Origin of the sequence: Streptomyces sp. NPDC057445, from assembly GCF_042802855.1 — a bacterium.
In the GTDB taxonomy this organism is placed as follows: domain Bacteria; phylum Actinomycetota; class Actinomycetes; order Streptomycetales; family Streptomycetaceae; genus Streptomyces.
In genome coordinates this window covers 123,486-138,200 of sequence record NZ_JBHVDH010000013.1, presented here as the reverse complement: position 1 = coordinate 138,200, position 14,715 = coordinate 123,486, and the positions used below count along the sequence as shown (strand labels likewise).

Genomic DNA, 14,715 nt, shown 5'->3' with positions numbered 1-14,715 from the left:
GCGAGCCGACCGAGGTCTTCTATCCCTCCGCGCCCGCTGGTTACGCACCCCCGGCCATCGCCCCCTGGAACTGCGAGCCGGAATCCGGACAATTCTCACAGGTACTGAACCTATCCCGCCATACCGGTGGGATACCGGCCGACAAACGGCAGCTTCCGGCCGTCCCTTCGCCCGGATCACGGACTATGCTGCGAAGAGACGTCGATGCTCCAGACCTCGACGCGCATTGCTTTTCGCACAGATGCCTGCGGGCAGCGGACTCTGTCCGCACGCCGCCCGGCGCATCCCCCGAGCGACCAGCTGCGCCATCCATCCTGGAAATCAGGGCGGCGGAGCGGCCGTTCGCCTGTCTGCAAGAGAGTCACGACCGTATCCGAAGCGCCAGGAAGAGCCGGAAGAGCGGCCCCGAAAGGCGCTGTTCGGCCGGTCTCCTGAACCGAGGCGCCATGCCCCTTCCACAGCTGACCCTCTACCGACACGACAAGAACGACCGTGCCTTGATCACGCTGGCCGGTGAGATCGACCTGTCGACACAACACCTGGTGCGCGCGTCGCTTCTGCAATGCCTGCGCGACGGCATCCGCGCCATCGACGTCGACCTCACCGCCCTCACCTTCTGCGACGTGACCGGCCTCAACGCCTTTCTCGACGCGTCGCAGGCAACCTCCGCGGCCGGCGGATCTCTGCGGTTGCACCACCCGCCCCCGGTGCTGGCCCGGGTCCTCGCCCTCACCGGCACCGCCACCCTGCTCCTCGGCCGTCCGGACAGCGGCTTCGGGAACTCGCCGGTCCAGCAGCATGTGTCCGGCCCCGATTCCCCGCACCGGATGGTTCCCGCCAGGCCCGCGATTTCGATGAGTGTGCTGTGAGTGGGCGGCCCCGGCCGGGACTGCCGCAGAAAGCCACTGGCCACAGGCCGTCCGGCATGGACGCCGTACGCCTGCGCCGGCTCAACCGCTGGCAGGCCGAGGGCCTCAAGGAGGACCTTGCCGACCTTTGTGTCGAGTCCTCCGACACGACAGCCGGTGAGGAGTACCGCAATCGTCAGGACTTCCTGCGCCGACTCACCGACGACGTCCGCAGGCCCGGATTCGCCATGCTGATCGCGGAGATCACGACACTGGCCGGGTGTGCCTTCGGATTCCCCGTAGGCCGCGACGGTTCCTGGTGGCACGGCTTCGACGGAGCATTCCCGCAGAGCATCGAGCAACTCACCGCCTCTGGACATGTCTTCGCCATCACCCAGATAGTGGTCCACCCGCACGAGGAGGACCAGGACATCGCCCGTCGGCTGCAGGAGCGGCTTCTCGCCGATCACCACGCGTCACTCGGCGCCACCCTCGTGCCTGCGGCGGACCGTTCGGCCCACGCCGCCTTCCAGTCCTGGGGATGGCAACAGATCGGAGAAGTACACAGACCGCACGACCAGGCTGTGTTGCGGGCAATGGTCCTGCCCCTGGGAAAGCGAACCGCGGCCGTCCCCGACGGCCTCGCACACAACGCCCGCACTCAACGGCCCGAATAGCCCGTCCAGCTGAGTTGCCCGCCAACGCCTGCCGTTTCCGGGGCACGATCCGGCTGCCGGGGCACGATCCGGCTGCCTGGGCGGGGCCGGGTTTGCCGGATCTGCCCCGGACTTCGGCGGAACATCCCACCCGGGCGCACCGCGAGGCGACCACGACGAACTTCAGCCCCCCGGTGGTGTGATGGGCAGGCAGACCTCGAACCTCGTGTCACCGGGCCGCGAATGCGCTCTGATGTCGCCGTGGTGCTTGTTGACCACGATCCGGTAGGAGATGTCGAGTCCCAAACCGGTTCCCTCGCCGACCTGTTTGGTCGTGAAGAACGGCTCGAAGATCCGCGGGCGGATCTCGGGCGGGATGCCGTGGCCGGTGTCCTGCACCTCCACAACGGCGTGGTCACCGTCGCGCCGGGTGGAGAGGGTGAGTGTTCCGCCTCCGTCCATCGCTCCGAGCGCGTTGTCGATGAGGTTCGTCCACACCTGGTTGAGCTCCGCGCCGTACGCGGGGATCGGCGGCAGGCTACGGTCGTAGTGCTTCACCACTTTCACGCCGGACGGGATCTTGGCCTGCAGCATCACCAGCGTGGCGTCGAGGAGTTCGTGGACGTCGACCGGCTGCTGCGCGGCGCGGTCGAGCTGCGAGTACTGGCGTGCCGCGTCGACGAGGCCCGAGATACGGGTGACGGCGTCCTCGATCTCGCCCATCAGCAGCTCGGTGTCGATGGTGTACGTGAGCCAGCGCACCGCCGCTTCCCGGTGTTCCTCCCCCAAGGCGGCGGTGGCGTCGGACAGCCATGCCACGTCCACGCCCCCGGCGACGAGCGTGGGCGCGATGTCCCAGCCCAGGCCGATGCCGTGGTCCTCGAGCCAGTCGGCGAGTTCGTCCTCTGCGTCGGATGCCTCGATGGCCGAGAGCGAACGGCCGGCGTGGGCGCGGGTGATGGCCGCGTCCTGCATGGCCACCAGCTCGTGGAGCCGGCGGCCGTCGAGGCGGCCGTCGGCGAGGAGGGCGAGCTTGTGCCGCATGCCCGTCACCCTGGTGCGCAAGGTGTCGGTGGCGCGTACGGCGGCTGCCGCTGGGTTGTTGAGTTCGTGGGTGAGGCCTGCGGTCAGGGAACCGAGCGCCACCAGCCGCTCGCGTTCGCCCAGGATGGTGTTGCTGGCGCGGGTGCCGAAGAAGAGCCCTTGGAGCAGGTGGAGAGCCATGGGGAACCATGTACGGATGGCGTGGGCGAACTCGTCCGCGGGCAGGACGAACAGTTCGACGTCGGTGATGGCTTGCAGCGTGTTGGGGTAGACCTGGTCCACGCGGTCTCCGAGGTAGGCCTGCGTGGCGCCGGCGTAGATGCCCACCTGGTCCGTGCGGCTGACTTCGATGTCGTCGCCGTGAAGGCGGCGCAGGAGGGCCACCGTACCGCCGAGCAGTACGAAGAAGCAGGTCGCGGGCTCACCCTCGGAGTAGACGGGAGCTCTGCCCTGCCGGGTCTCGACCCGGCCGCGCTCGGCGAGCCATTCCAGCTGCTCGTCGTCGAGTGCCTCGAAGAGAAACAACGTGCGCAGGTCGGCGGGGGTGAGCGTGGTGCGCTGGTTCCGGGCGTTCATTGCGCCTCCAGGTAGCGGTGCACCAAGGAGACGGCCATGGCGCCCTCCCCCACGGCGGAGGCGACGCGCTTGACCGAATCGGCGCGTACGTCTCCGGCGGCGAAGACGCCGGGCACGCTGGTCTCGAGGTGGTACGGGTCCCGGGACAGCGGCCACCCGGCGGGGCGGCTCCCGCCGGAGAGCAGGTCGGGGCCGGTGAGGACGAACCCCCGCGCGTCGCGGCAGATGACGCCGTCCAGCCATTGGGTGGGCGGTTCGGCTCCGATGAAGACGAACAGGTGCGAGGTCTGGACCGTGCTGTGGGCATCTGCCTTGTTGTCACGCAGGATCAGGCGTTGCAGATGCCTTTCGCCCTCGCTGCCCGCGACTTCGGTGTACGGGTGGATCTCGATGTTGGTGAGGGCCTCGATCTGCTGCACCAGGTAGTGGGACATGGACCGGGTCAGGCCGGATCCCCGGACCAGGAGATGGACCTCGTTCGCGTAGCGCGAGAAGAACACCGCGGCCTGGCCCGCGGAGTTCGCTCCGCCCACGATGTAGACGTCCTGGTCCTGGCAACTGGCCGCCTCGAAGGAAGCGGCGCCGTAGTAGACCCCCGCCCCGGTGAACTCCTCCAGTCCCGGACCCTCCAGCCGCCGGTAGGAGACTCCGGTGGCCAGTACGACGGTGTGGGCGCCGATCGACGTACCGTCGCTGAACCGCAGCACGCGCCCCGCTCCCGCGGCCTCCAGGGACACCACCTCGCGTGCGGTGAGGATCTCTGCGCCGAAGCGCAGGGCCTGGCGGCGTGCACGGTCCGCCAGCTGGGCGCCCGACACCCCGTCGGGGAACCCGAGGTAGTTCTCGATCCTGCTGCTCTGGCCGGCCTGCCCACCCGTCGCGCTGCGTTCGACCAGGACGGTACGGAGTCCCTCGGAAGCGGCGTAGACGGCGGCACCGAGCCCGGCGGGGCCCGCACCGATCACGACTGTGTCGTAGAAGTCGGCGGCGGGGGTGGTGGTCAGTCCCACGTGCGCGGCGAGTTCGGGTTCGCTCGGCGCCTGCAGTATCTCGCCGTCGGCAGTGATCACCAGCGGCACATCACCCGCGGTGAGCCCGGCCGCTTCGAGCAACCGCATGCCCTCGGGCTCGTCCGCCGAGAGCCAGCGGTAGGGCACGAGGTTGCGGGCGAGGAACTCCCTTACGGCGAAGGACGGTGCCGACCAGCGGTGGCCCACGATGCGCGTCTCGCCGACTTCCTCATGGGGCTCTGCCGCCCACACCTCCAGCAGCCCGTCCAGGACCGGGTAGAGGTTCTCCTCCGGCGGACTCCACGGCTTGAGCAGGTAGTGGTCGAGGTCGACGAGGTTGATGGCGTCGATGGCCGCGCCCGTGTCCGCGTAGGCGGTCAGGAGCACCCGCCTGGCCAGAGGGAAGAGGTCCATGGCCGCCTCGAGGAACTGCACTCCGTTCATCGTCGGCATGCGGTAGTCGGCGATCATCACGGCAAGCGGCTCGCCCCGCAGCTTGACCTCCCGGAGAGCTTCCAGGGCCTCGGCACCGGAAGGCGCGCGAAGCACCCGGTACCGGTCGCCGTACCGGCGCCGAAGGTCGCGGGCGATGGCTCGGGACACGCCCGGATCGTCATCGACGGTCAGGATTGTGGGCTTCGCCATGACTTCCATCATGCTCCCGCCCGGGCACGCACGCGACGAGGCACCGGGAGAGGGCTGTGGGACGCGTCGGGACTCCTGCGCAGTGGCGTCCCGTGCCCCGGCGCGCGACGGAAGATCAGCGGCGCGGGAGTACCCGGGCCCACCAGCGGGCTCGCGGCTGCGCCGGCCCTGCGGAAGGCCTCGCGTCCGTGCCGTGGTTCCGCCTGCCCTTCGGCCACAGCACCGCCCATGGCCTGGAAGGCACTGACCGCCGAGGCCCAGGAAGGCAATCCGGCCTCCATGCTGCACCGGGCGGCGCTGAGATTGCACCGCAGCGTGCGGCGCTCGGCGACGGCACCCCGACGTGGGACGGCGCCGACGACAGCGATGTGCTTTCCGTCAGCCGCTTCCCCGGCTTCGGATACGAGGTGAACCGCTCGGACAACCCGCTGGAGCTGCCCGCCCACGGCGAAGTGCTGCCGGCCGGCGGCCCCTGCGACGGCGACCCGCTGCCCAGCGACAGGGCCGTGTGGCTGTCGGTGTGACGCACCGCCGCCCCTTTCCTGTGCCGTGAGCGGGGACGGCCCGGGGCCACGACGATCCGGGCCGGATCGCCGTCGTCCGTGGCAACTGCGACCGTTGCGGCTGGTCAGGAGAGGGGCGGCAGGGGTACCACGATGAGCCGGGAGCGCCTGATCGAGGATGGACATATGTGTCCCCGCCACAGCGGCTGCTCCCGGGACAGATGGGCGGGGTCAGATCGTGACGCAGATCCCGTCTTCGATCGTCCGGCCGTCGCGCTCCAGACCGCCGCACACGAGCTTCGCGTCCTTCTGCTCGTAGTTCACGGTCCAACGATGACTCGCGGCCGAGACCCTCGGAGAGCGGAAGTCACCCCAGTAGGCACGGAGCGTTCCGGGCAGACCGTCCTTGGTCCTGACCGTGATGTCCTGGACGAACCTGTTGTGGTGCGCGGTCAGGACGCAGATGTACTGGCCGCAGTGCCCGTCGACGGCGGCGCCGGCCGGCGTGGCCGTGAGCAGGGGGAAGGCACAGGCGGCCGCGAGCAGCGCCGCGAACTTCTTCACATGGATCATGACCTGCCAAACGATCGGACCACGGAACGGTCATGGCCGCCGCTCGGCCGCGTACCGCCAGAAGTCCCGCATCAGCGCGGGGAAGCTCGGTCCCCCCATCTCCAGCTGGCTCAGCATGATGGTGACCGTGCCGGTGGAGGGTGTGATGTGTGCTGTCGTGCCCGTGCCGCCGACCCAGCCGTAGCGTCCCGGCACGTTCCACGGCTCGACAATTTCGACGTCGACCGCGCCGCCGAACCCCCAGCCCATCCCGTCGAGGAACAAGCCGGCGGACCGGCGCTCGGACGGACTCAGGTGATTGGCGGTCATCTGCCGCACCGATGCGGGCGTGAGCATCCGGCGACCGGCGGCCGTCCCTTCGGCGAGCAGCATCCGGCCGAAGGCGAGCCAGTCGTGGGCGGTCGAGACCAGCCCGCCGGCGCCGGACGGGAACGCCGGCGGGCTGCTCCACTGCCCGTCAGCAGCGTCGACCAGCTCCGGTCCGCCCTCCGGACCCGTCCGGTAGTAGGCGGTGAACCGGTCGAGCTTGTCGGCCGGTACCACGAATGCGGTGTCAGCCATCCCCAACGGCTCGAACAACCGCTCGGCCAGGAACTCGGGCAGCGGTCGTCCTGTGACCCTGGCGATCAGCACACCCTGAAGGTCGGAGCTGATGTTGTACAACCAGCCGTCGCCCGGCTGGTGCAGCAACGGAATGCGGGACAGCGCCGCCATCCACGCGTCCGGGGCGGGGACGCTCTGCGGCTGCGGAGGTCCCTGCTTCAGCTCACTGAGCAGCGGCGCGACGGCGGGGAGCGAGAAGTCGGACGGAAAGCCGTACCCGGCACGGGAGCCGAGCAGATGGAACACGGTGATCGGCCGGACCGCCGGGACCACGTCGTCCACCGGTGCGGCCGGCGTACGGACGACGCTCGGTGACGCCAGCTCGGGAAGCCACTGCTCCACCGGGTCGTCCAGCGCTATCCGGCCCTCCTCCACCAACATCATCACGGCTGCGGCAACAATGGGCTTGGTGATCGATGCGATCCGGAAGATCGAATCCCTGCCCATCGGGGCGGTGCCTTCGACGTCGACGGATCCCACAGCCTCCACTTCGATCCGGTCACCGCGGGCCACCAGGCCCACAGCCCCCGGCAACAAGCCCTTGCTTACGTGCGTCTCCAGCGTGTCGCGCAAATCAGCCATGGGTTCGCCCTCTCAACGGTGCCGTCGGACACATGACTCCCGAGGCGGCGCGGACTCATCGTGCCCGTGCGGGCCGAATCCGAGGGGATCGGGCGGCGCGGTCGGCAGCGTGATGCGGTGACCGGCCGAGGCGCCGAGGGGTCCTACTCGAACCGCGCTGTGTCGCCCGCGCCGCGGCGAACGATCTCGGCTTCGCCGCCGGAGAAGTCGATCACCGTGGTCGGCTCCGTGCCGCAGTCGCCCGAGTCGACGACGGCGTCCACCACGTGGTCGAGCCGTTCCTTGATCTCCCACCCCTGTGTCATCGGCTCGTCCTCGTCGGGCAGAAGCAGAGTGCTGGAGAGCAGCGGCTCACCGAGCTCGGCGACCAGGGCCTGAGCGACCGCATGGTCGGGGATCCGGACTCCGACCGTCTTCTTCTTCGGGTGGAGCAACTGGCGCGGCACCTCCTTCGTCGCGGGCAGGATGAAGGTGTAGCTGCCGGGCGTCGCTGCCTTGATCGCGCGGAACACATCGTTGTCGATGTGCACGAACTGACCAAGCTGTGCGAAGTTCTGGCACACAAGGGTGAAGTGGTGACGGTCGTCCAGGTTGCGAATCGACCGGATGCGGTTGATTCCGTCACGACTGCCCAGCTGACATCCCAGTGCGAAGCAGGAGTCCGTCGGGTACGCGACGAGCGCGCCGGACCGGATGCTGTCGGCCACACTGCTGATGGTGCGCCGCTGAGGGTTCTCGGGGTGCACATCGAAATACTTCGCCATCTGCCGAGTCTAGGTGATCAGGCCGTTCCCCTCGTCGCGAGGACGGCGTCGCCGGACCGGGAACACGGACGGGCCGTGTCCCCTCGTAACCACCGGGGGAACACGGCCCGCACATGCACGAGCGAGCCCGTCAGATGCTTGTTCTCACGTTCGAACTGCACTCACGGTCAAGCCTGAACCCAGGATCAGGCGGGAGTGATGTTCTCCGCCTGCGGGCCCTTCTGCCCCTGCACGACGTCGAACGTCACGGCCTGGCCCTCCTGGAGCTCACGGAAGCCCGAGGCGTTGATCGCCGAGTAGTGGGCGAAGACGTCGGGGCCGCCGCCGTCCTGGGCGATGAAGCCGAAGCCCTTCTCGGCGTTGAACCACTTCACAGTTCCGGTAGCCATGTTTATGCCTTCCAGTCGATGTTCGCTTCCCGTCCACGCGGGTCGCGGAGGTGATCGCCCTGGTCCTTCGGCACAGCACAGCAAACCGCCCGCACCACTGGTGCGGGCAGGGGCACTTCGAACCACGACAGCTACCGCAGACGCTACACGGCAAACACCCTCGGTGACCACAAGAAACATTCACACAGGTGGGGGAAACGGCGGAATGGGCGTCATTGCGGCATACGCCCACATGGCGCGTACCCGGGGGCCGGGCGCAGCAGCGTGCGACCGCTTGGATAGAGTGCGTCCTCATGTCGAAGCCTGACGAACTGCTCGTCGCTGTCGCCACCAAAGTGGAGTTCGAGCAGTCGAATCAGATGTCCATGACCGTGGTCGCCGGCGGCGCCGTCATCACCGGGCGGCTGGCCCCCGAGGCCGCATGGAGGCAGCGAGTGGCCGAGGTCCTCACGGACTCGGCACGTCTCGGCCCGTTCTCCGCAATCTTCGTGGGCGCAGAGCCGGAGCAGCGTCCCGAGAAGCAGGAGCCGCCCACACATCTGCATTTTCACGTTGCCAGGATTCTCCAGGGCAGCACGGGGATTCCGGAGACTGGTGGCATGTATCGCGTCGCGATCAAGGACGTGAGCGCCTGGACCGTGGGCGACTTCAGCTACTCCGACCACTGAGGGTCGATGCAGGCTCGCGCGCCCGCGCGCTGGACGTCTTGCCCGGCGACCCGGGCCGGGAGGCCGGGCGCCGCACCGGTACAGGTGCTCGCCCCAGAGCGCCGTGAGGGCCGAGGAGTGCGGCGTGACGCTGCCCCGCGCACGGTCGGCGGCCGTACGGCCCCTCGGCATCAGCGGAGGGCTGACCCGACCTGCTCGGCCCAGCGCGGTCCGGAACCTCGATCGGGCGGGGAACCCTCGTGCGTTTCGTCACCCTTTGGACGGCACCGCGCTTGTCGTCATATGGACGACAAGCCCACGGAAGTGCTTCAGGCCGTCGGGCTGCTGGCTCCCGAAAGGCTTCGTCCGGGCAGTCGCAGCCTGGATCGGGGGAGCGACCGAGGCGACCGCCTTGTGGGACGTCGGTGCGGTGCTCGGTTGTGCCGGCCGACGCGGCCGGTGAAGATCTCATGCGCCGGGTCCTGCTGCAGCTGTCCCCGGGTTGTGACCTGCTCTGCGGCCGCCCCGGCCTGGGATGGCCGCAGCCCGCGTGCTGTGTGCAGCACCGGTCGGTAGTGGTTCGCGTTCGACGGGGTATCCGAACGGCGGTGATCAGGACCAGCAACCTCCAGGAGAAGGAACCGACCATGACGGACGATGCCTACCTGTTCCTCGCGGACGCCTCAGCCATGCACCTGGGGGTGGCGCTGCCCGCCGCCGGTGAGCTCGAGTGCCTCGAAACCCCCGCCGTGCGCGCCTGGCTGGACGCCCACGACGTGACGGCCGCGGCAGAGACCGTACGGGTGGTCACGCCCGAGGAAACACGGTCCATCCCCGACGGGGCCGAGCGCCTGCCGATCCCGCTGGGCGAGGAGGAGCTGGAACGCGTACGCCAGGCCGGTGCCCCGGAGGCCATGCGCCGTGTCGAAGCGGAGCTCATGGCCTTCCGGGACAGCGCAGAAGGCCGGGACGCGCTGCTGCGAAGGGCTCTGGCGGCAGGCATTCCGCCGCACCGCGTCGTGGAACTCACCGGCGTCGAGCACTCCACGCTGGCGGCTGCCCTCGACGGGTGAGGGCAGCCGCGCGCGGTGGCCCGCGTCGGCAGCGTCGCTCACACCGTCGGCAGCCGGGTGCCGACCGAGTGGGCCGCAGTCCTGGCGCGGGCCGCCGTGCGGGTGGTTGCCGCGTCGACCGCGCGGCGGGCGGAACGTGCCGAACGACGTCCTCCCGCCGCCGCGCGACGCGAACGGTGGGCGAGGGACGGCTTGCCGTGCGTGTCGCCGACCGCGATCAGCAAACCGCCCAGCAGGGCGAGGTCCTTGAGGAAGAGGGTCCGCTGCCGCTCACGTTCCTCCGGATCCTCCACCGTCCAGAACCGGTGTCCGCCGAGCGCCGTCGGGGCCAGGGTGGCGGACAGGGCCAGCGCGGACAGACGCGGGAAGCGGCCCAGGGCCAGCAGCACCCCTGCTCCGGCCTGAACACCACCGCTGATACGCGCCAGTTGCTCCGGGTCCTCGGGCAGGGCCGGGAACCGTGCGGCGATGGGCAGCACCACCCGCTCGACCGTCGAAGCCGCGGCCTTGGGATGGCGTACCACGTGAAAACCAGCCGCGATGAACGTGGAGGCCAGCAGAGGGCGGGCCAACTTTCGGAGAATAGCCATGCGATGCGGGTGCCCACCCGCACGCTGGACATGCCCGGCCCGACCGTCCGTCGCCACGTCCGTGCGGAGGGGCAGCCGGATGAAATGCCGCCAACAGGCGATCATGACTCATGTACTGATCGCATGGACCGACGTGGAGGAGTGGACGGATGCCGAACGAGCGCGCGGGACAGCCGGCGCAGCCCGAGGACCTCATCGATGTGCCCCGGCTGGTGACCGCGTACTATGCCCTGCACCCCGATCCGGCCGAACCCGCACAGCGTGTCGCCTTCGGCACGTCGGGCCACCGGGGGTCCTCCCTCGACACCGCCTTCAACGAGGACCACATCGCCGCGACCAGCCAGGCGATCTGCGAGTACCGGGCCCAGCAGGGCACCGATGGACCGCTGTTCCTCGGCGTGGACACCCATGCGCTGTCCGAGCCCGCCCGGGTGACCGCCCTGGAGGTCTTCGCCGCGAACGGCGTCACCGTGCTCATCGACGCCGCCGACGGCTACACCCCCACCCCGGCCGTGTCGCACGCCATCATCGTCCACAACCGTGGCCGCACCGCCGGCCTGGCCGACGGTGTGGTGGTCACGCCCTCGCACAATCCGCCGTCCGACGGAGGCTTCAAGTACAACCCGCCGAACGGCGGGCCCGCGGGTTCAGAGGCGACCGGCTGGATCCAGGACCGCGCCAACGAGATCATCGCGGGCGGTCTCAAGGATGTGCGGCGGCTGGTCTACGCCAGGGCCCTCGCGGCGCAGACCACCGGACGGTACGACTTCCTCGACGCGTACGTGCGGGACCTGCCGTCCGTGCTCGACCTGGACGCCGTGCGAGCCGCGGGTGTGCGCATCGGCGCCGACCCGCTGGGGGGCGCGTCCGTCGCGTACTGGGGCCGCATCGCGGAGGAGCACCGCCTCGATCTCACGGTCGTCAACCCGCACACCGATCCCACCTGGCGCTTCATGACACTGGACTGGGACGGCAAGATCCGGATGGACTGCTCGTCCCCGTACGCGATGGCGTCGCTGATCGAGGCTCGCGACCGTTTCCGGATCGCCACGGGCAACGATGCCGACGCAGACCGGCACGGCATCGTCACCCCGGATGCGGGACTGATGAATCCCAACCACTATCTCGCCGCAGCCATCGCCTATCTCTACAGCCACCGCGAGCAGTGGCCGGCCGACGCCGGTGTCGGCAAGACCTTGGTGTCCTCGAGCATGATCGACCGGGTGGCTGCCGACCTCGGCCGGGAGCTCTACGAAGTGCCGGTCGGTTTCAAGTGGTTCGTGGACGGACTGGTCGACGGCACCGTCGGCTTCGGCGGTGAGGAGTCCGCGGGGGCTTCCTTCCTGCGCCGTGACGGCTCGGTCTGGACCACCGACAAGGACGGCATCATCCTGGCCCTGCTCGCGTCCGAGATCCTGGCCGTGACCGAACGGACGCCGAGCGAGCACTATGCGTCGCTCACCGCCCGTTTCGGCGATCCGGCCTACGCACGGATCGACGCCCCCGCGACCCGCGAGGAGAAGGCCGTACTGAGCCGTCTGTCTCCCGATCAGGTGACGGCCGACTCGCTCGCCGGGGAGCCCATCACGGCTGTGCTCACGCGGGCTCCGGGCAACGGGGCGCCCATCGGTGGCCTCAAAGTGACCACCGCCAACGCATGGTTCGCCGCACGCCCGTCGGGTACCGAGGACGTCTACAAGGTGTACGCAGAGTCCTTCCTCGGGCCCGACCATCTGGCGCGCGTGCAGGAGGAGGCCCAGTCCCTTGTGGCGGCGGCGTTGGAGAGGTGACCCCCAGCCCCTGAGGGCATCCGACGACGCGCCTGCCGCGGTCTGTCCGGCCCGGATTCCGGCCCGCCGCCGCCGCGGCGTCCCAGCGAGTCTCGCACCGCGCTCACTGTTGCGCCAAGCGCTGTCAGAAACCCGGCGCGAGCCCGGTGCACGGGAACTCCACGGGGCGTTCCGCGCCCATGTCGAACGGCTCATGAACGAGCTGGACGTCGCAAAGCGGTCCCGGCTGTCGGAGGTGAATACCGGCCGCGCGAGCGGGAGTTGGCACACCCGGCCCGCGCAGTCCGGAAGCCTGCTGCGCCGGCTGCGGCCGAGCGTGCGCACCATGAACGAGGTCACCGACAGCGGTGGCGGCACCGGCCGCCGGACACCGCCGTGGGCTGAGTCCAATGGCCACGGCCTGCGGTTGCACCGGCGGCACCCGCCGCCCGGCACAGCCGCGGACGGGCCGCCCGGGACCGAGCGCAGCCGCAGCTGCGACGGGTGGACCACCGAAGCGGGTCCGCCGGGCCCGCGCGCGGGCCCGGCGGCCTTCCTATGCTCTGTCCGGCTCCTCCACCGCAGCCTTCGGCGCACCGTCGGGGGCGCCGCTCACCGGGGCGACCTCGGCCGCGGGCGTTGCGGGCGCGGGCGCGGCGGGGACCGTCGGGGCGGGGGCGGGCGGGGACTGGCCGGTGTCCGCCGGGTCCGCGCCCGTCACCAGGGCGCTCGCCGGTCCCGGCACGTTGTCCGGCTCCTTCGGACCCAGACCGTTGAGGATCAGGTTCAGCACGACCGCGGTGCTCGCGCCGAGCGTGACACCGCTGTTGAGCAGCGAGGAGAGGTCCGCATTCATGTGCTCCTTGAACAGCACCGGGACGGTGGAGGGCAGCAGGGCCATGGCCAGCGAGACGCCCACCACCAAGGCGTTCTTCTCCTCCTTGAGATCCGCCTTGGCCAGGGTCTGGACACCCGCCAGGGCGACCATCGCGAACATCACGGTCGCGGCCCCGCCGAGCACCGAGTGCGGCACAGAGGCGACCGCGGCGGCGGCCTTCGGCAGCAACCCCAGCACGATCATGAAGACGCCGGCCGCGACGACCACGAAGCGACTCTTCACCTTCGTCATCCGCACCAGGCCGACGTTCTCGGCGAAGGCCACGTACGGGAAGGAGTTGAGCAGGCCGCCCAGGGCCGTCGCGGCGCCGTCGGCACGCAGGGCGCGGGCCACGGTCTCGCCGTCGATCTTCTTGCCGACGATGTCGCCGATGGCGTATGTGTCACCGGTGGTCTCGACCATGGTGATCAGCATGACGATCAGCATCAGCAGGATCGGGAACCACTCGAACCGAGGAACGCCGAAGTGGAACGGGGTGGTGACGCCCAGCCAGTCCGCCTTGCCGACGTCCCCGAAGCTCGCGTCGCCCAGCAGGAAGGCGACCGCGGTGCCCGCCACCAGCCCGAGCAGGATGGCGATGCTGGAGAGGAACGGCCGGCCGATCTTCATCAGCACCAGGATGAAGACCATGGTCCCGCCCGCGTAGGCGAAGTTCTCGGGATCGCCGAAGTGCGGGCTGCCCAGGCCGCCCGCCGCGTCGTTCAGCCCCACCGGTATGAGGACCAGCCCGAGAACGGTGATCACCGTGCCGGTCACCACCGGCGGGAAGAGCCTGAGCACCGCCTTGAAGGCCCGGGCGGGCAGCCAGGCGAAGGCGAAGGTCGCGACGCCCGCAGTGATCACCGCACCGTAGATGACCAGCAGTGCGGCCGTACCGCCACCGGCGCCGAGGCCGATGGCGATCATCGGTGACACCGCGGTGAAGGTGACTCCCTGGATCAGCGGCAGCCGCGAACCGACCCGGCCGATGCCCAGGGCCTGGATGATCGAGGCGATACCGCAGGTGAACAGGTCAGCGTTGATCAGGTAGACGAGCTGTTCGCGGCTGAGCCCGAGGGCACCGCCGACGATGATGGGGACGATCACGGCCCCGGCGTAGAACGCCAGGACGTGCTGGAAACCGTACAGCGCCAGTTTCGGGAGCGGGAGCACCTCGTCGACCGGGTGCTCGCTCTGCTTTCCGGCTTCGGAAAGCGGCGCGACTTGTGCCATCTCCGCCTTGCCCTTCAAGAGGTAGGTAGTGAGAGGAAGCTCTGGTTATCCCTGGCGCGACGACGATGGCGCACCCCGGTTTCAGCCAGTCGCATGGGATCGAAGCCTCGCGGTTTCTCCGTCCGCTCTTCGTCCTGTGTGGCGCATATCCAACGCCAGACGGGGACTCGGCGAACATCGTAGACTTCTCCAAAGAAGGAGCCGCTTCCGGGGCGCGCACCTGGCCGAACCTCCAACGCCGGGGCAGCCCGGCCCGGCCCCGGGCACGGCAAGTGCCCCTGAAGTGGGGCCACTTCAGGCCAGTTTCAGGCGTTCACAAGTGCGGCCCTTCCG

At 69.6% G+C, this 14,715-nt stretch carries 14 protein-coding genes and 1 pseudogene; 7 read left to right on the top strand and 8 right to left on the bottom strand.

What is annotated here, in order from left to right:
* Positions 1-446: 446 nt before the first annotated feature.
* Together ACFU5O_RS25180 and ACFU5O_RS25175 are read left to right on the top strand one after the other, a co-directional pair.
* Complete coding sequence (locus ACFU5O_RS25180; RefSeq protein ID WP_384244045.1) at positions 447-869, top strand: STAS domain-containing protein; 423 nt, start codon at positions 447-449, stop codon at positions 867-869.
* A gap of 56 nt (positions 870-925) precedes the next feature.
* Positions 926-1,525: a hypothetical protein gene (locus ACFU5O_RS25175; RefSeq protein WP_384244044.1), complete on the top strand. Its 600-nt coding sequence runs from the start codon at positions 926-928 to the stop codon at positions 1,523-1,525.
* Positions 1,526-1,687: 162 nt separating this feature from the next.
* Here the strand turns inward: ACFU5O_RS25175 and ACFU5O_RS25170 are convergent, their stop codons facing one another.
* A complete protein-coding gene (locus tag ACFU5O_RS25170) occupies positions 1,688-3,124 on the bottom strand; it encodes an ATP-binding protein (RefSeq protein ID WP_384244043.1) in 1,437 nt (478 codons plus the stop codon).
* Positions 3,121-4,779 carry an FAD-dependent oxidoreductase gene (locus ACFU5O_RS25165; RefSeq protein WP_384244042.1) on the bottom strand — a complete coding sequence of 553 codons (1,659 nt, stop codon included), beginning with the start codon at positions 4,777-4,779 and terminating at the stop codon, positions 3,121-3,123. The genes ACFU5O_RS25170 and ACFU5O_RS25165 overlap by 4 nt, the downstream gene beginning before the upstream one ends.
* Before the next feature lie 188 nt (positions 4,780-4,967).
* On the opposite strand from ACFU5O_RS25165, the gene ACFU5O_RS25160 reads away from it, so the two are divergent.
* Positions 4,968-5,303 carry a hypothetical protein gene (locus tag ACFU5O_RS25160; RefSeq protein WP_384244041.1) on the top strand — a complete coding sequence of 112 codons (336 nt, stop codon included), beginning with the start codon at positions 4,968-4,970 and terminating at the stop codon, positions 5,301-5,303.
* Between the two features lie 210 nt (positions 5,304-5,513).
* Here ACFU5O_RS25160 and ACFU5O_RS25155 read toward each other — a convergent pair whose 3' ends face one another.
* The 4 genes from ACFU5O_RS25155 to ACFU5O_RS25140 form a co-directional block, all read right to left on the bottom strand.
* Entirely contained in the window at positions 5,514-5,855 is a 342-nt protein-coding gene (locus ACFU5O_RS25155) for a hypothetical protein (protein ID WP_384244040.1), read from the bottom strand.
* Positions 5,856-5,885: 30 nt separating this feature from the next.
* Positions 5,886-7,040, bottom strand: coding sequence for a serine hydrolase domain-containing protein (locus ACFU5O_RS25150; RefSeq protein ID WP_384244039.1), 1,155 nt, complete (start codon positions 7,038-7,040; stop codon positions 5,886-5,888).
* A 143-nt stretch (positions 7,041-7,183) separates the two neighbouring features.
* Positions 7,184-7,804 (bottom strand): L-threonylcarbamoyladenylate synthase, encoded by a 621-nt coding sequence (locus ACFU5O_RS25145; RefSeq protein ID WP_384244038.1) that lies wholly within the window; start codon positions 7,802-7,804, stop codon positions 7,184-7,186.
* A 185-nt stretch (positions 7,805-7,989) separates the two neighbouring features.
* On the bottom strand, positions 7,990-8,193 hold the full coding sequence (locus tag ACFU5O_RS25140; protein WP_232033025.1) for a cold-shock protein: 204 nt from the start codon (positions 8,191-8,193) through the stop codon (positions 7,990-7,992).
* A 293-nt stretch (positions 8,194-8,486) separates the two neighbouring features.
* Here ACFU5O_RS25140 and ACFU5O_RS25135 point away from each other — a divergent pair, with 293 nt between their 5' ends.
* From ACFU5O_RS25135 to ACFU5O_RS25125, 3 genes and pseudogenes are all read left to right on the top strand, one after another.
* Entirely contained in the window at positions 8,487-8,861 is a 375-nt protein-coding gene (locus ACFU5O_RS25135) for a hypothetical protein (RefSeq protein ID WP_384244036.1), read from the top strand.
* Positions 8,862-9,201: 340 nt separating this feature from the next.
* Positions 9,202-9,367, top strand: a pseudogene (locus ACFU5O_RS25130) (DUF2267 domain-containing protein); the annotation flags it as partial.
* A 120-nt stretch (positions 9,368-9,487) separates the two neighbouring features.
* Positions 9,488-9,913, top strand: coding sequence for a DUF6003 family protein (locus ACFU5O_RS25125; RefSeq protein ID WP_384244093.1), 426 nt, complete (start codon positions 9,488-9,490; stop codon positions 9,911-9,913).
* 38 nt (positions 9,914-9,951) lie between these two features.
* Here ACFU5O_RS25125 and ACFU5O_RS25120 read toward each other — a convergent pair whose 3' ends face one another.
* Positions 9,952-10,485 (bottom strand): DoxX family protein, encoded by a 534-nt coding sequence (locus ACFU5O_RS25120; RefSeq protein WP_384244035.1) that lies wholly within the window; start codon positions 10,483-10,485, stop codon positions 9,952-9,954.
* A gap of 167 nt (positions 10,486-10,652) precedes the next feature.
* Between ACFU5O_RS25120 and pgm the strand changes: the two genes are divergently transcribed.
* Positions 10,653-12,293: a phosphoglucomutase (alpha-D-glucose-1,6-bisphosphate-dependent) gene (gene pgm, locus ACFU5O_RS25115; RefSeq protein WP_384244034.1), complete on the top strand. Its 1,641-nt coding sequence runs from the start codon at positions 10,653-10,655 to the stop codon at positions 12,291-12,293.
* 535 nt (positions 12,294-12,828) lie between these two features.
* Here the strand turns inward: pgm and ACFU5O_RS25110 are convergent.
* Positions 12,829-14,382, bottom strand: a complete 1,554-nt coding sequence (locus ACFU5O_RS25110; RefSeq protein ID WP_384244033.1) for a nucleobase:cation symporter-2 family protein — start codon at positions 14,380-14,382, stop codon at positions 12,829-12,831.
* Positions 14,383-14,715: the final 333 nt, after the last annotated feature.

Excerpts from the sequence above, each read along its gene's own strand:
- ACFU5O_RS25155 (WP_384244040.1), bottom strand. The coding sequence starts at position 5,855 with ATGATCCATGTGAAGAAGTTCGCGGCGCTGCTCGCGGCCGCCTGTGCC.
- ACFU5O_RS25170 (WP_384244043.1), bottom strand. The coding sequence starts at position 3,124 with ATGAACGCCCGGAACCAGCGCACCACGCTCACCCCCGCCGACCTGCGC.
- ACFU5O_RS25110 (WP_384244033.1), bottom strand. The coding sequence starts at position 14,382 with ATGGCACAAGTCGCGCCGCTTTCCGAAGCCGGAAAGCAGAGCGAGCAC.
- ACFU5O_RS25125 (WP_384244093.1), top strand. The coding sequence starts at position 9,488 with ATGACGGACGATGCCTACCTGTTCCTCGCGGACGCCTCAGCCATGCAC.
- ACFU5O_RS25145 (WP_384244038.1), bottom strand. The coding sequence starts at position 7,804 with ATGGCGAAGTATTTCGATGTGCACCCCGAGAACCCTCAGCGGCGCACC.
- ACFU5O_RS25180 (WP_384244045.1), top strand. The coding sequence starts at position 447 with ATGCCCCTTCCACAGCTGACCCTCTACCGACACGACAAGAACGACCGT.
- ACFU5O_RS25175 (WP_384244044.1), top strand. The coding sequence starts at position 926 with ATGGACGCCGTACGCCTGCGCCGGCTCAACCGCTGGCAGGCCGAGGGC.
- ACFU5O_RS25140 (WP_232033025.1), bottom strand. The coding sequence starts at position 8,193 with ATGGCTACCGGAACTGTGAAGTGGTTCAACGCCGAGAAGGGCTTCGGC.
- ACFU5O_RS25150 (WP_384244039.1), bottom strand. The coding sequence starts at position 7,040 with ATGGCTGATTTGCGCGACACGCTGGAGACGCACGTAAGCAAGGGCTTG.
- pgm (WP_384244034.1), top strand. The coding sequence starts at position 10,653 with ATGCCGAACGAGCGCGCGGGACAGCCGGCGCAGCCCGAGGACCTCATC.
- ACFU5O_RS25135 (WP_384244036.1), top strand. The coding sequence starts at position 8,487 with ATGTCGAAGCCTGACGAACTGCTCGTCGCTGTCGCCACCAAAGTGGAG.
- ACFU5O_RS25165 (WP_384244042.1), bottom strand. The coding sequence starts at position 4,779 with ATGGCGAAGCCCACAATCCTGACCGTCGATGACGATCCGGGCGTGTCC.